11 protein-coding genes are annotated in these 14,745 nt (G+C 61.6%); 4 read left to right on the forward strand and 7 right to left on the reverse strand.

Going from position 1 to position 14,745, the window contains the following annotated elements; all coding sequences use genetic code 11:
• Nucleotides 1-219: 219 nt before the first annotated feature.
• Entirely contained in the window at nucleotides 220-1,263 is a 1,044-nt protein-coding gene (locus PP263_RS05890) for a proton-conducting transporter membrane subunit (protein ID WP_308367434.1), read from the reverse strand.
• Between PP263_RS05890 and PP263_RS05895 the strand changes: the two genes are divergently transcribed.
• Both PP263_RS05895 and PP263_RS05900 read left to right on the forward strand, forming a co-directional pair.
• On the forward strand, nucleotides 1,244-1,507 hold the full coding sequence (locus PP263_RS05895) for a helix-turn-helix domain-containing protein (RefSeq protein WP_308367435.1): 264 nt from the start codon (nucleotides 1,244-1,246) through the stop codon (nucleotides 1,505-1,507). The genes PP263_RS05890 and PP263_RS05895 overlap by 20 nt on opposite strands.
• On the forward strand, nucleotides 1,504-2,919 hold the full coding sequence (locus PP263_RS05900; RefSeq protein ID WP_308367436.1) for an ATP-binding protein: 1,416 nt from the start codon (nucleotides 1,504-1,506) through the stop codon (nucleotides 2,917-2,919). The genes PP263_RS05895 and PP263_RS05900 overlap by 4 nt, the downstream gene beginning before the upstream one ends.
• 93 nt (nucleotides 2,920-3,012) lie before the next feature.
• On the opposite strand, the gene PP263_RS05905 is transcribed toward PP263_RS05900, so the two are convergent.
• The 6 genes from PP263_RS05905 to msrP form a co-directional block, all read right to left on the reverse strand.
• The gene (locus PP263_RS05905) at nucleotides 3,013-6,147 is read right to left on the reverse strand and encodes a CusA/CzcA family heavy metal efflux RND transporter (RefSeq protein ID WP_308367437.1); all 3,135 of its coding nucleotides are present in this window, start codon (nucleotides 6,145-6,147) and stop codon (nucleotides 3,013-3,015) included.
• Between the two features lie 13 nt (nucleotides 6,148-6,160).
• Entirely contained in the window at nucleotides 6,161-7,108 is a 948-nt protein-coding gene (locus PP263_RS05910) for an efflux RND transporter periplasmic adaptor subunit (protein WP_308367438.1), read from the reverse strand.
• A gap of 15 nt (nucleotides 7,109-7,123) precedes the next feature.
• A complete protein-coding gene (locus PP263_RS05915) occupies nucleotides 7,124-8,422 on the reverse strand; it encodes a TolC family protein (RefSeq protein ID WP_308367439.1) in 1,299 nt (432 codons plus the stop codon).
• A 50-nt stretch (nucleotides 8,423-8,472) separates the two neighbouring features.
• A complete protein-coding gene (locus PP263_RS05920; protein ID WP_308367440.1) occupies nucleotides 8,473-8,862 on the reverse strand; it encodes a hypothetical protein in 390 nt (129 codons plus the stop codon).
• A gap of 130 nt (nucleotides 8,863-8,992) precedes the next feature.
• Nucleotides 8,993-9,655: a protein-methionine-sulfoxide reductase heme-binding subunit MsrQ gene (locus PP263_RS05925; protein WP_308367441.1), complete on the reverse strand. Its 663-nt coding sequence runs from the start codon at nucleotides 9,653-9,655 to the stop codon at nucleotides 8,993-8,995.
• A gap of 3 nt (nucleotides 9,656-9,658) precedes the next feature.
• Nucleotides 9,659-10,666: a protein-methionine-sulfoxide reductase catalytic subunit MsrP gene (gene msrP / locus PP263_RS05930; RefSeq protein ID WP_308367443.1), complete on the reverse strand. Its 1,008-nt coding sequence runs from the start codon at nucleotides 10,664-10,666 to the stop codon at nucleotides 9,659-9,661.
• Between the two features lie 719 nt (nucleotides 10,667-11,385).
• Here msrP and PP263_RS05935 point away from each other — a divergent pair.
• The gene (locus PP263_RS05935; protein WP_308367444.1) at nucleotides 11,386-13,491 is read left to right on the forward strand and encodes a carboxy terminal-processing peptidase; all 2,106 of its coding nucleotides are present in this window, start codon (nucleotides 11,386-11,388) and stop codon (nucleotides 13,489-13,491) included.
• A 305-nt stretch (nucleotides 13,492-13,796) separates the two neighbouring features.
• On the forward strand, nucleotides 13,797-14,612 hold the full coding sequence (gene xthA / locus PP263_RS05940; protein ID WP_308367445.1) for an exodeoxyribonuclease III: 816 nt from the start codon (nucleotides 13,797-13,799) through the stop codon (nucleotides 14,610-14,612).
• The last annotated feature ends 133 nt before the right edge of the window (nucleotides 14,613-14,745 follow it).

The following is a 14,745-nucleotide window of genomic DNA, read 5'->3' on the forward strand; positions in this document are numbered from 1 at the left end:
GGCAACGCGGCTGTGGGCCCTCTCTATTGGTGAAGAGGGGGGGCTCCCTTCGGGCGGGCCGCTAAGCAGCCATCTGCGGCGTTGCATTTGCTTGACGTAGAGCAACTACGCCAGCGCAAATGCGCCTTGCATCTGGCCGCTTAGCGGCCCGCTGATATCCGCATTTAGTACCTTACACCACACTAGGTACTGGCCGCCGGTACCACAGGACGCTGCTGGTCAGCCGACTAATCCCAACAGCAGGAAAACCCCCAGCAACAGCGCCACACCCGCCACCATACTGCCGGTCAGCCAGTTCTGCGCCAGGATGCCACCGGCCCTCTGCTGGGCGCTGACGCTATCCAGTAGCCGCTCGACGGCTTTGACCGCGCCACCGCGCAGCTGCGCATCGACACGAAAAGCCCCGGCCACTGCACGACGGACGGCGTCCGGCAGCAGTCGCCGGTACAGCCAGTCCACATCCAGGTTCACCGACGGCAGCTCCGGCGGATACAACCGGCGCAGGTTCAGCCACACGAACGCCAGCGCCGAGAAGAACAGCAGTTGCAGCTGGGTCAGCACATGGGTGACATCGTAGGGGCTGTAGGACACTTCATGGGGCAGCAGCTGGTACAGCGCCTGCGGGTAGATGCCCACCGCCAGGCACAGGACCGCGGCGATGCTCATGGCCACCAGCATATTGATCGGCGGCTCCTGGGCGCGGATGCCGGAATCGTGGGCGAAGAAGGCGAAATAGGGAATCTTGATCCCCGCGTGGTGGAAGACCCCTGCCGCGGAGAAGAGCAGGAGGAGCCACACCCAGTCGTAGCCCTCCGCGATCGCCGCGCTCATCACCAGTGACTTGCTGACAAAACCGCTGAACAGCGGGAAGGCGGAAATCGACGCGGCGCCGACGATGCACAGCACCGTGGTCTTGGGCATGGTTTTATACAGCCCGCCCAGTTCCGAACCGTTGATTTTCCCGGTGACGTGCAGCACCGCCCCCATGGACATAAACAGCAGCCCCTTGAAAATCACATCATTGAACGCGTGGGCCACCGCGCCGTTGATCGCCAGCGCAGTGCCGATACCGATACCCACCACCATAAAACCCAGCTGGTTGATCAGGCTGTAGGCCAACACCCGGCGCAGGTCGTTCTCGATCACCGCGAAGAAAATCGGGAAGCAGGCCATGGTCGCGCCGATATAAACCAGCAACTCGGTCCCCGGATAGGATCGCGCCAGTGCATAGACCGCCACCTTGGTGGTAGACGCCACCGCCATTCCCCTCTCCACCAGCGAGACCGAATTGCTGCTGGCATTCGTGCAAAACCCGCAGAATCCCCTCTCCCGCGACCGGCTGCTGGACCTGACAAAGGGCAGGAACAGCTATCCCTTCGACCGCAGCATCGACTCCCACGTAAGCCGCCTGCGGCGCAAACTGGGAGATGACGCCAAAAAGCCGGAAATCATAAAGACCGCCTGGGGCACCGGCTATATATTCACCTACCCGGTGGAGACGATGTGACCGCCTGGCTGCCCAGCTCCATCAAGTCTCGGGCTGCATTGGTGCTCTCTGCCGCCTTCCTACTCTCCCACGCGGTCAGCCTGGCGATCTACGAAATCAATCGCGAGAAGACCATTCTGCTCACTGAAGCCACGGATCTCGCCGCGCGGATTATCGGGGTCGTGAACCTCGCGCGGAGCTTTCCCAAAGAGGATCGCGAACAGATTCTCGCCGCCGCCGAAACCCAGTTTCTCACCATGTTTCCGGAACCGGCCAGCCTGGACGACGAGCGCTGCCGGGACAACGACTTCTCCGCGCGAATGTCCGAGTCCCTCGACAGCGCCTTCGCCGACGTTCCCGGATTCGACGCCCGTGTGTGCCTGCGCCGCCTGGCGGCCGCTCGACTGCTCGCCCGCGGCGATCCCCGGCGCGGTTTCGATGTGCTGGTGTCCATCAGCTTTCCGGACGATGAGCGGGCCGTCTTCCACGCCATCCTTCCCGAAGGCGAATCCCTGATCCACGATGCGGTGCTCATCTACCTGCTGTTTTCCAGCGCGGTCGCCCTGCTGCTGGCCTGGTACCTGATACGCCGAACTGTGGCCCCACTGGAACAGCTCGCCCAGGCAGCGGACGACATCGGGGTCAATATCGACACCCCTCCCCTGCCCGAGAGCGGTCCGCGCGAAGTCGTGGCAGCGGCCAGGGCATTCAACCGCATGCAGTACCGCCTGCGCAGGCTGGTGCACGGACAGACGGAAATGCTGGCAGCCATTTCCCACGACCTGCGATCGGCGGCCACCCGCCTGCAACTGCGCGCGGAGCTGTTGCGCGATCCGCAGGAGAGCGAGGGCCTGCTCAGGGTGGTCAACGACATGAAGTCGATGATCCAGTCGGTGGTCGATTTCGTCCGGGGCATAGAGCCGAACGAGACACCCCGGCGCATCGATTTCACCGCGCTGGTCGAGAGCCTTGCCGAGGACCTGAGGGAGGAGGGCTATCCCGTAAGCTGCACACACACCGAGCGCGCGTATATCCTGGACTGCCGCCCGGTGGCCCTGCGCCGCGGGCTACAGAATATTATCGACAACGCCGTCAAATACGGCGGCTCGGCGCATATTCGCATGGAAGCGGACCGGCAGGGGGTCTCTGTTCTCGTTGAAGACCCGGGGCCCGGAATCCCCGAAAACGAACTGTCCGCGGTACTCAGACCTTTCTATCGGCTGGACAAGTCCCGCAGCAGCGAAACCGGTGGCGTGGGACTGGGTCTGTCCATCGCCCGGAATATTATCCAGGCCCACGGCGGGCAGCTCACTCTGCGCAACCGCAGCGGCGGCGGGCTGCGGGCTGCGGGCTGCGGGTTGAAGTGTATATCCCCTTCAAGTAACGGCTTCCCCGCCGACCTTTTCCGGCGGCGCCAACTCCGGCCGAGTTGACCGATATTGCGTGCGGCGGCGGCATATCGGGCGACGCGAAACGGCTGATTGAATAGGCCCTGCAGTCCGCGGGCCTATTTATTTGAAAAAAATTTAAACCGGGTAACCTCTCTGCGATCTGCCATGCACAATTCCATAGAGAAGTGGCAATACAAATAGCGTCAATATTGTCGAGGAGATGATCCCGCCGATCACCACCGTGGCCAGGGGCCGTTGCACTTCGGCGCCGGTCCCCGTATTGAGCGCCATGGGCACGAAGCCGAGACTGGCCACCAGTGCGGTCATCAGTACCGGGCGCAGGCGGATCATGGCGCCGTCGACGATGGACGACAGCAGCTCGCCGCGCTCCCGCCAGAGTTCGCGGATAAACGACAGCATCACCAGGCCGTTCAGCACCGCCACGCCGGACAGGGCGATAAAGCCCACCCCGGCGGAAATCGACAGCGGCATTCCGCGCAGCCAGAGTGCCAGCACGCCGCCGGTCAGCGCCAGCGGCACACCGGTGAAAATGATCAACGCATCCTTCAACGAGTTGAAGGCCAGCATCAGCAGGCCGAGGATAATGGCCAGGGTCAGCGGTACCACCAGAAAAAGCCGTTTGCTGGCGGATTCCAGTTGCTCGAAGGTGCCGCCGTAATCGAGCCAATAGCCCGGCGGCAGTTGCACCTGATCGGCAATGCGCGCCCTCGCCTCTTCGACAAAAGATCCCAGGTCCCGGTCGCGCACATTGGCGGTGACCACCACCCGGCGCTTGCCGTTCTCGCGGCTGATCTGGTTGGGGGCCGGCGTCATCTCCAGGCGGGCAACTTCCGACAGGGGCACATAGTCTCCAAGCGGACTGCCTTGCGGCAGCGATACCGGCAGATCACCGAGGCGGAGGATATCGGTGCGCAGCTCTTCCGGCAGACGCACGACCAGTTCGAAGCGGCGGTCGCCCTCGTAGATCAGGCCGGCGGACTCGCCGCCGATGGCTGCGGCCACCAGGCCCTGCAGATCCTGCAGATTGAGACCGTAACGCGCCAGCGCCAGGCGCTCGGGCACCACCGACAGCACCGGCAGCCCCTCCACCTGTTCGACGCGGGCGTCGGCGACACCAGGGATGCTTCTCAGTACCGAGAGTATTTCGTTGGCGGAATTTGCCAGTTGGTCCAGGTCATCGCCGAAGACCTTGATACCGAGTTCGGCGCGTACGCCCGAAATCAGCTCGTTGAAGCGCATCTGGATCGGCTGGGTAAATTCGTAGTTGTTGCCCGGCACTTCCTCCACAGCGGCTTTCAATTGGGCGATCAGCTCGCTCTTGGGCAGCTCCGGGTCGGGCCAGGTTTCCCGCGGTTTGAGGATGACGAAGTTGTCCGCCAGATTCGGCGGCATGGGATCGGTGGCGACATCCGGTGTGCCGATGCGCGCATACACCATTTCCACCTGGGGAAATTCCCGCAGGCGGCTGTCCAGTTGATTCTGCATCCGCACCGACTGCTCGATGCCAGTGCCGGGAATCCGCAATGCGTGTAAGGTGATATCCCCCTCGTCCAGCTCCGGCACAAATTCGGAACCGAGCGTGGTCGCAAGCCAGACGCAGAAAAGCACCAGCACCGCAGCTGCGGACAGTACCAGCCAGCGGATTTTCATCGCCGCCAGCAGCAGCGGCCGGTAAAGGGATTTTGCCGCGATGATGACCCGGTTCTCCCGCTCGCTGATTTTTCCGGTCAGGAACACCGCCACGGCTGCCGGCACCACCGTCACGGAAAGCACCAGCGCCGAGAGCAGCGCCATGATCACGGTTGCCGCCATCGGGTGGAACATCTTGCCCTCCACGCCGCTCAGGGTGAACAGCGGGATATACACCACGGTAATGATCAGTACCCCGAACAGGCTCGGACGGATCACTTCGTTGGTGGCCCGGAATACCAGCTCCAGGCGTTCGGCGAGCTGTAGTCGGCCGTCGTTGCGCTGCTGCGCCTCGGCCAGCCGGCGAATGGAGTTTTCGACGATAATCACGGTGCCGTCGACGATCAGGCCGAAGTCCAGTGCGCCCAGACTCATCAGGTTCGCGGTCACGCCGGTTTTTATCATGCCGGTAATGGTCGCCAGCATGGACAGCGGAATCACCGCGGCGGTGATGATCGCCGCGCGCAGGTTTCCCAGCAGCAGGAACAGCACCGCAATGACCAGCAGCGCGCCCTCCACCAGGTTTTTCTGTACCGTGGCGATGGTCTTTTCCACCAGCGAAGTGCGGTCGTAGACGGTTTCCAGCTTTATTCCCTCGGGCAGCGAGGCCCGGATTTTATCCAGGGCTTCCGCCACGTCCCGCGAAACTGCGCGGGAATTTTCCCCCACCAGCATCATCACGATGCCGAGGACGGTTTCGCGGCCGTCGCGGGTGGCGGCGCCGGTGCGCAGTTCCCTGCCAATAGCCACTTCGGCGACATCGGCAATTTTCACCGGCACGCCGGCGCGGTTGGCCACCACCACATTTTCGATCTCGGCAATATCCTTGAGCTGTCCCGGGGAGCGCACCAGCAACTGACGGCCGCCGCGCTCCACAAAGCCGGCACCGCGGTTGTCGTTGTTCTGCCGCAGGGCCTCGCTGACATCCTCCATGGATACACCGAAATTGAGCAGTTTCTGCGGGTCCGGCGTCACGTGGTATTGCTTGTTGAAGCCGCCGAAAGTATTGACCTCGGTGACCCCGGGCACCACCGCCAGTTGCGGCTTGATGATCCAGTCCTGGATTTCCCGCAGTGCGATGGCGTCATAGGGGCGGCCATCCGGCTGGGGCGCGCCGGGCTCTGCCTCGACGGTGTACATGAAAATTTCGCCGAGGCCCGTGGCGATGGGACCCATCTCTGGCTCCAGGGCCGACGGCAGCCGGCTCTTGATGGCGCCCAGGCGGTTGTTGATCAGGTTGCGGGCGAAATACAGATCCGTGCCCTCCTCAAACACCGCCGTCACCTGCGACAGGCCGTAGCGGGACAGAGAGCGCGTATAGGCCAGGTTGGGCAGACCGGCCAGCGCCGTCTCCACCGGGTAGGTGATGCGCTGTTCCGCCTCCAGCGGCGAGTAGCCTGGAGCCTCGGTATTGATCTGCACCTGCACATTGGTGATATCCGGCACCGCGTCGATCGCCAGTTGCCGGTAGCTCCAGCTACCCACACCGATCAGCACCAACACCAGTGACAACATCAGGTAACGCCGCTCGATGGAGAGACGCAGTATGGATTCAATCATCTTCTGCCCTCTCTCAGTGGTGATGTGCCGCGCCGGACTTTTCGATATCCGCCTTGATCAGGTAGCTGTTTGCGGTCACATAGCGATCGCCGGCCTCAAGTCCATCCAGCACCTCGGTCATGCGGCCGTCGCTGCGGCCCAGTTGCAGCGGCCGGGCTTGGTATCCGTCACCGGTTTTGACAAATACCACGGTGGCACCACGGAATGGCTGCAGCGCGCGGTTGTCGACCACCAACGGCAGTTCCACCTCGCCGACTACCACCTTGCCCCGCACCATCAGGTCCGGTGTCCAGTGGCCTCCCGGGTTGTCGACAACGGCGCGGGCAATGACAAAAGGCTTGCCGTGGGTTGCCGGCGCCAGGCTGGCGATGATTGACTCCAGCTCCCGGTCATTGGCCAGAATCCGCACTTTCTGCCCGCGGGCGACCCGCGGGCGCTGCCCGGGAAAAACCTGCAGCTCCGCCCACAGGCGATCGTCATTGACGATGGTAAAAAGCACGCGATCGCCGCTGTACTCATCGCGGCTGATCTGTTTTTCGATCACCTGGCCGGCGATGGGTGCCAGCAGCGGATAGGTCTGCAGGCTGTCATTGGATTCGATGGTGGCGAGGCGCTGCCCCTTTTCCACCCGCTGGCCGATTTCCGCCATCACCTCGACCACGGGGCCGGGATAGCGCGCGCGCACATGGCTGATATTGTCGTGGTCCAATGCTGTTTTGCCGTAGACGGTTATCGTTTCGCGAATGATGCTGGGGCCGACCAGTGCGGTTTCGATGCCGGACCTGCGCGCCGCTGCCTCGGAAATCTGCACCCGGTCATTTTCTCCATGGTGCTCGCCTTCCTCGTGATGCTCACCCCCGTGTTCATCCTCGTGATGAGCCGATTCGCTGGCAGAAGCCGGGACACTCAGGCAGAGGGCCAGCAACACCAGCAGCGATCCGACTAAATTAAATGTTTTCATTCTCAGACCCTGAATTTATTTGCTGTTCTCCGGACCCGCGGGCAGCAGGGGCGCGGCTGTGAGTTGTTCTATTTCCGCGCCGTAGCGCAGTGCCGCCCGAGCGGCTTCGATATGCGCGCGCTGCGCGCGGATCAGTTCCTCCCGCGCCGAAACCCACTCCACATAGGAATAGCGGCCGCGACGGTAGGCGCGCTCCACCTGTTCGAGCGCTTCTCGCAATGTGGGAATAATGGAACGGTGCAGCGCCCGGACATTGGCCAGAGCCTGTTCGCGGCCGCTGACGGCCCGGTAGAGCTGACTGTGCAATCGCAGTAGCGCGGTCTCGCGGCGCAGTGCCACCTGCTCCCGCTCGGCGATGGCTGTAGCAATTTCACCGACGTTACGTCGCGCCGGGAACAGCGGCACCTCGACGCCGGCCACCAGGGTGGTTTCATCCAGCTCACGTGACTGGCGCACACCCAGAGACCAGCCGATATCCAGGCTGGACTGGGTTTCGGCCAGGCGAAGCTGCGCCTCGCGCAGCCGCTCCTCGGAGGCGAAACGGGCAATGGCCGGATTCTGCTGCGCGCGAGCGTAGAGTTCAGCGAAATCCGCGGCGGGTTCGAGGCGATAGAGCGCGGCGGTATCCACATCGAAATCCGCATCCAGCTGTCCCCACAGAGCCGCCAGCGCCCGCTTGTGGAAGGCCAGCAAACGCTTTTCCGAGGCCTGGCGAAGCCCGGCTTCCGCCAGCGCGGCCTCGGCCCTCAACCTGTCTGCCCGCGGCACCGCAGCAGCCTCCACGCGCCGCTTGACCGCGCGCAGCGTATCCCGGGCGAGACGTACGGATTCCCCGGCCAGCGCCAGCCGCTCCCTCGCGGCGAGCACTTCCGTGTAGCGGCGGATCACTTCGCCGAGCAAATCCAGCGCCCTCGCCTGCTCTTCGGCCACAAGCAGATCGCGGGCAGCGGATACGGCATCGACGCGGGCGCGGCGCTGGCCGCCCAGTTCGATCACCGATGAAAGGGCGACGGTCAGCTGTGCATCACTGGCGCCGCCGGTACCGGCAAAATTCTCCAGCTCGGCACCCAGCTCCAGGGGCGGGCGCAGCGCCGCTGTCTGCTGCCGGCCCGCCAGCGCCCTGTCGCGCAGCCGGAACACCGCCAACTCCGGATTCTGCGCCAGGGTCCGCTCGATAGCCGAAGAGAGCGTCAGCAACGGCCCCCCGCCCTGCTCTGCAGCGGCCGGCGGCATCCAGAACAGCATCACCAACACCGCAGGCACGGCGCGGCGATACAGCACACTCCATCTCGAGTGCGCAAATACCAAAAACATAGGGTTCTCCCAAGTCAATCACAGTGGCGCGGAGGCCGCGCGGTAAGCGATCAGACGCGGGCTATGGGTGGGCGGAAAACCACGGAGGGATAGCTGGAGGGTACGGAAAAATAGACAAAATCCCGAAAATTGGCGGCGCCGAAAGGGAGTTGCTGTAAAGACTGTCCCATCGGTCCGGCAAAGCCGCAGCAGTGGCAGTCACAACATTGCTGGCAGAAATCCTGCTCGGCCACGGATACATTCGAGCGATCGGGATCGGGTGCCGTATCCAAAGCCAGCTCATCCACATCCGGTATCTCAAGCGGGTGATTGCCGGCATTGGCATGCTGCAATTCTATTGGAGTGGCCGGCTCCCGCTGGTGCTCAGCCTCATAGGAAGCCGTCGCTACCTGGAACACCAGCAGTGCGATCAGCAGATAGCATATTCGAACGGCGTTCATCGCGGATGTGGACCACTTCTGGTGATAGAGTGCGTTGACTTTAGCAAAGCGGTACCCTGCCCTCAACTCAATCAGCGGATATTCATCCCGTGCTGTTACTGAAAACCACCGCACTCTTTTTGCATGGGAATTATCGTGGCCGGCCGGGAGCGGGGATAAAACTGCCCAGCCAGTGAACCACTTTGCGCCGGCGCAGTAAAAGCAGAAACACCGCAGCCGCGAGATAGAGGGCCGGCTCCATCCAGCCGCTCTTTACCGACCACCAGAAATGCCAGCAGCCCAACAGCAGGACCACATAGGCAAAGCCGTGGAGTTTTTTCCAGTGTTTCCCCATCAGTCGCATCAGCTTTGGAACCGAGGTAAGAGCCAGGGCCAGCAGCAGTATCCAGGCCATAAAACCCAGCAGAATATAGGTGCGCTCTATCAGCTCGCCACCAATCAGGGACCAGTCAAAGGCGAGATCCAGGGCCAGCCAACTGGTGAAATGTAGTGAGGCCCAGGTAAAACACCATAGTCCCAGCGGGCGGCGCAACCGGTTCAGCTGGCCAGTGGACAGCCACTGGGCCAGCGGGGAAACCAGCAGGGTCAGCAGCAGCAATCGCAGGGCGCCAATGCCCAGGAAATGTATCAGCTCCTTTACCGGATCGCCGCCCATCAACCCCGCGTTTACCGCATAAAAAAGCCACAACAGCGGCAGTGCCGAGCCGATATGCACCGCAACCTGCAAAATAATCGCCAGGGTTTTGCGAAACCGGAGCGGCTGGATTCCGGATCGCTGTTCGAGAACTGCCATACGCTAAAAGTATTTTCTCAAGTTCATTTGTGAATACAGGGAGGCCACCTGGTCGCCGTAGCCATTGAACGGCAGTGTTTCCTGCCGGGTGACCGACAGCGGGCCGCCGGGGCCGATAAACCGCTCCGTGGCCTGGGACCAGCGGGGATGGTCCACCGCGGGATTCACATTGGCATAAAACCCGTACTCGTTCGGGGCCAGGATATTCCAGGTGGTGGGCGGCATTTTTTCCAGCAAACGTATTTTGACGATGGACTTGATTCCCTTGAAGCCGTATTTCCAGGGCACCACCAGCCTGATCGGGGCGCCGTTCTGGGGCGGCAGGGTCTTTCCGTACAAACCGACGGTCAGAATGGTCAAGGGATTCATCGCTTCATCGATACGCAGGCCCTCGACGTAGGGGTAATCGATACCCCCGCCCAGATACCGGTCTTTTTGTCCCGGCATCTGCCCGGGATCGTACAGTGTTTCAAAGGCGACGTATTTGGCCCTGCTGGTAGGTTCGAAACGCTGGAGGAATTTGCCCAGTTCAAAGCCGATCCAGGGGATCACCATGGACCACGCCTCCACGCAGCGCATGCGATAAATGCGCTCCTCCAGCTGCGATCCGGCCATCAACTGCCACACATCCACTTTGCCCGGCTTGGCGACCTCCCCTTCGACGGTCAGCGTCCAGGGCTCCACCTTCAACGACTGGCTGTTGCGGGCCGGGTCTGTCTTGCCGGTGCCGAATTCGTAGAAATTGTTGTGATTGATGGCCTTGGCTTCTGGCGTCAGGGTCAGTGAGGGCTCGGGAGAGTGCGGACTGAATTGCAATGCCTTTCGCTCGGCCGCCTCCCGTTCTTCAGAGTCCGGAGACAGGAAATCGAGCAAACCGGCGTGAGCACCGCCCGCGGCCAGCATGCCGCCGAGGCCGATGCCTTTTAACAGCGTGCGGCGATTCAGGTAGGCGGTCTCGGGAGTGACACTCCCTTCCGCCAGATCCCCCCGCTTCTTGGTCTTTATCAACATAAACAGATTACTCCGCCAGGTCTGCGCCCGGGTTATCTCGAGAGACACAATCAACGTTGTGACAAAGTAAGTTGTGGAAAGTTGGAATCAGCTTCCCGCAATCCGCTATCGGGCCAGCTCCCCCGGTACTTCCGGGCCATAGCCGCGACAATACGTTTGTCTGGCACCAGGGCCATTTTCTTACACAATTGCCTGCGCCGCCCCGACAGAGCCCAGGCTAAGGGTTTTCCGTACCTTCCAGGCACTGGCGGACACTGCACCAGATTCAAGTTGAGCGGCAGCTCGTCGCGGCGTGACCCGCCGGGCTCGCCGGCAGCACGGCAGGATCTGCCCAGGATACCGCCGCCCGGGATCAACAGGCCGACAGAGGTGCGCCTCCGGGGGACTGTCGAGCTCCCCCGCCTGGCCGGGCCTTCTGACTGAGCAGTAAATTACCACCAAATCAATGAGTTATTGGTTCTAGTTAAAGTAAAAACTATTGACCCACCCAGCCTTAGGCCCAGATCAGTTCACAAACCGTGGTACGCAAGAGCAAATCGCCGCCGGGAAGGGGAATTTTGTTCCTCTGAAGGCTTTTTTGGGGCATCAACTGTCCCGAGTTGGACACATTTCATGCCTTTTGGAGCTTTGTGCCTTTATACTTGTCCTAAGCTATATCTCGCCGCCGCCACCCCGGGCGGTGGTGAACTGTGAAGTAGGACGTATTAAAGAGACCCCCTATGCTGACCAATCGGATCGCCGCCCTGTTTTCCGGCCTCTTAATCCTCACCCTGACCCTGCTGCCCGTGGCCACCCTGGCCGAAGCGGATTCCCTGCAACCGGAGGAGGACCAGGGCAGTACCGCCCGGGAGATCGTCGGCAAACTCGAGATGCTGCACTATAACAAGCTGAAGCTCGGCGACGAGATGTCCGAGGAGCTGTGGGACGAGTATATTAAGGCCCTGGACCCCACCAAGAGCTATTTCCTGGCTTCCGACATCAACGAGTTCCGCCAGTGGCGCACCAAGCTGGACGACGAATTACGCACCGGCCAGGTAAACCATGGTTTCGAGATCTACAACCGCTACCGCCTGCGGGTAACCGATCGCCTGAACAATATCCTTTCCCAACTGGATAAGGGCCTGCCCGAGTTCGACTTCGATAGAGACGAATCCCTGGAGGTGGACCGCGAGGACAGCCAGTGGCCCGTCTCCATCAGCGCCGCCGACGAGCTGTGGCGCAAGCGCCTCAAATCCAGTGTGCTCAACCTGCGCCTCACCGGTAAAAAGGACGAGGAGATCCGCGATCTGCTCACCCGCCGTTACACAGGCCAGTTGAAGCGAGTGAAGCAGCAGAGCAGCGACGATGTGTTCGAACTCTATATGAACTCACTCACCCGCCTGTACGATCCCCACAGTAACTACCTGTCGCCGCGCTCGCTGGAAAACTTCAATATGAGCATGTCTCTCTCCCTGGAGGGCATCGGCGCCGTGCTGCAGATGGAGGATGAATATACCAAGGTGGCCCGTCTTGTCGCCGGTGGTCCCGCGGATCGCACCGGCAAACTCAAACCCAACGACAAGATCGTCGCCGTGGGCCAGGACAAGGAAGGCGAGATGGTCGACGTTGTCGGCTGGCGCCTGGATGACGTGGTGGAACTGATTCGCGGCGCTGCCGGCACCTATGTTCGCCTGGAGACAATCCCCACCGGCGGCGACGGCAGCCACCGGACCATCCTGATCAAGCGCAGCAAGGTGAAGCTCGAGGACCAGGCGGCGAAAAAGGCGATTTTCGAATTCTCCGACGGAGAGAAGAACTACAAGATCGGCGTGATCAACCTGCCGACCTTCTATATCGATTTCGAGGCCTATCGCCGCCGCGATCCGAACTACAAGAGCACCACCCGCGATGTGGCCAGGCTGCTCAACGAGCTGGAAGAGGAGAACGTCGATGGCGTGATCCTGGACCTGCGCAATAACGGTGGCGGCTCCCTGCAGGAGGCCACCATGCTCACCGACCTGTTTATCGACCAGGGCCCGGTGGTGCAGATCCGGCATGCCAACGAGCAGATTTCCAGACATAACCGCTCCCGCTCCCGCGCCATGTACCGCGGGCCGCTGATGGTGCTGATCAACCGCCTGTCCGCCTCCGCCTCGGAAATTTTTGCCGGCGCCATCCAGGACTACAACCGCGGCCTGGTGGTGGGCAACCAATCCTTCGGTAAGGGTACGGTACAGACCATGGCGCCGCTCAAGGAAGGCCAGCTGAAGATCACCCAGTCCAAGTTCTACCGGGTATCCGGCGACAGCACCCAACATGCCGGAGTGACTCCGGATATTCCCATGCCACAGCTGATCGATACCGAGAGCGTGGGTGAGAGCGCCTACGATACCGCCCTGCCCTGGGATCGCATCCACGCCGTTCCGCACGCCAAGTACTTCGACCTGAAGGAACTGCTGCCGGTGTTGGTCAGCAAACACAATCAGCGCACCGCGACCGACCCGGACTTTATCTACCTGCGCGAACAGTTCCGCTTCGAGCGGGAACGGGCCGACCAGCAATCCATTTCCCTGAACGAAAAGGCGCGGGAAGAGGAGCGCGAAGCGCTGAACGAGCGGCTGCTCACCATGGAAAACCGCCGTCGCAACGCCAAGGGCCTGGAACCCTACGAGAGCTTTGAGGCCCTGGAGGAAAGCGAATCCGAAGATGTCGCCGCGCTGGGTGGGCCAGTGGAAATCAAGCTTGAAGATGACCCGATCCTCAACGAGGCCGGCTACATCATGGCGGATTTTATCGGCCTGAATAAAAAGGCCTCCAAGGCGCCACCACAGGTGGCGAATTTCTAAACCCCGGGAGCGCGGAGCTCCAGCTCCGCTTCCGAAGACTCTGTTCATAATCTCGCGTTTCTGAACGTGACTGGGAGGGATGGTCCTTTGCGGGACACGCTGTGAATACGTCCTTATAGGCTCACCGTCGGCATCCATGCCTCCGACGGTCCCGCAAAGGACCATCCCTCCCAGTCTCCCAACCTCGTCAGAAGATTATGAACAGGCTCTAAGCCTCGGGACGGAATTGCAGCAGCGGCCCGCGGCCGCGATCATTGTTTTCAGGTTGGGCTTGAGCCCAACCTTTTTATTTTCAGGGGGAAAATATGAAAGTCGTATCCTTCAACGTCAACAGTATCCGCGCGCGCCTGCACCAGATGGAGGCGCTGGTGCAGAGCCACAGTCCGGAGATTATCGGCCTGCAGGAAACCAAGGTCACCGACGAGGATTTTCCCGTGGATGTGGTGCGCGACCTGGGTTACGAAGTTATTTTTTCCGGCCAGAAGACCCACTACGGCGTCGCCCTGCTCTCCCGCCTGCCGTTTGTCAAAGAGGAGTACGGCTTCCCCGAAGATGGCGCCGACGCCCAGCGACGCACGGTGATCGGCCAGTTCGATATCGGCAAGGGGGAACCGCTGACGGTGATCAACGGCTACTTCCCTCAGGGGGAAAGCCGCGAGCACCCGATCAAATTCCCCGCCAAGCGCAAATACTATGCGGACCTGGACACATACCTGCAGAAGCACTGCAAACCCAGTGCTCCCCTGCTGGTGATCGGCGACATGAATATCTCCCCCACAGACCTGGATATCGGTATCGGCGAACCCAACCGCAAGCGCTGGCTGCGCGACGGCAAGTGCAGCTTCCTGCCAGAAGAGCGCGAGTGGCTGGAAAAAATCCAGGGCTGGGGGCTGGTGGATACCTTCCGCGAACAGAACCCGGACACCAATGATGTATTCAGCTGGTTCGACTACCGCAGCCGGGGCTTCGAGCGCGACCCCAAGCGGGGCCTGCGCATCGACCTGATCCTGGCCAGCGCCCCCATGGCCCAGGCCTGTGTGGGCACCGGGGTGGACTACGAGATCCGCGCCATGGACCGCCCCTCCGACCACGCGCCGGTGTGGGCCGAATTCAAGCTCTGATCCCCGGGACCGCGGAGTTCCAGCTCCGCCCGCGGGCCACAGGCCCGCTTCCCATTCCCCCACCATAGCCCTTCAACCTACCAACACCCGTTTCTCCAGTCTTGCATATATGAAAATCCATATATATGATTCA

The organism is Microbulbifer sp. TB1203 (assembly GCF_030997045.1).
GTDB lineage: Bacteria > Pseudomonadota > Gammaproteobacteria > Pseudomonadales > Cellvibrionaceae > Microbulbifer.

Excerpts from the sequence above, each read along its gene's own strand:
- xthA (WP_308367445.1), top strand. The coding sequence starts at position 13,797 with ATGAAAGTCGTATCCTTCAACGTCAACAGTATCCGCGCGCGCCTGCAC.
- msrP (WP_308367443.1), bottom strand. The coding sequence starts at position 10,666 with ATGTTGATAAAGACCAAGAAGCGGGGGGATCTGGCGGAAGGGAGTGTC.
- PP263_RS05905 (WP_308367437.1), bottom strand. The coding sequence starts at position 6,147 with ATGATTGAATCCATACTGCGTCTCTCCATCGAGCGGCGTTACCTGATG.
- PP263_RS05935 (WP_308367444.1), top strand. The coding sequence starts at position 11,386 with ATGCTGACCAATCGGATCGCCGCCCTGTTTTCCGGCCTCTTAATCCTC.
- PP263_RS05920 (WP_308367440.1), bottom strand. The coding sequence starts at position 8,862 with ATGAACGCCGTTCGAATATGCTATCTGCTGATCGCACTGCTGGTGTTC.
- PP263_RS05925 (WP_308367441.1), bottom strand. The coding sequence starts at position 9,655 with ATGGCAGTTCTCGAACAGCGATCCGGAATCCAGCCGCTCCGGTTTCGC.
- PP263_RS05915 (WP_308367439.1), bottom strand. The coding sequence starts at position 8,422 with ATGTTTTTGGTATTTGCGCACTCGAGATGGAGTGTGCTGTATCGCCGC.
- PP263_RS05910 (WP_308367438.1), bottom strand. The coding sequence starts at position 7,108 with ATGAAAACATTTAATTTAGTCGGATCGCTGCTGGTGTTGCTGGCCCTC.
- PP263_RS05890 (WP_308367434.1), bottom strand. The coding sequence starts at position 1,263 with ATGGCGGTGGCGTCTACCACCAAGGTGGCGGTCTATGCACTGGCGCGA.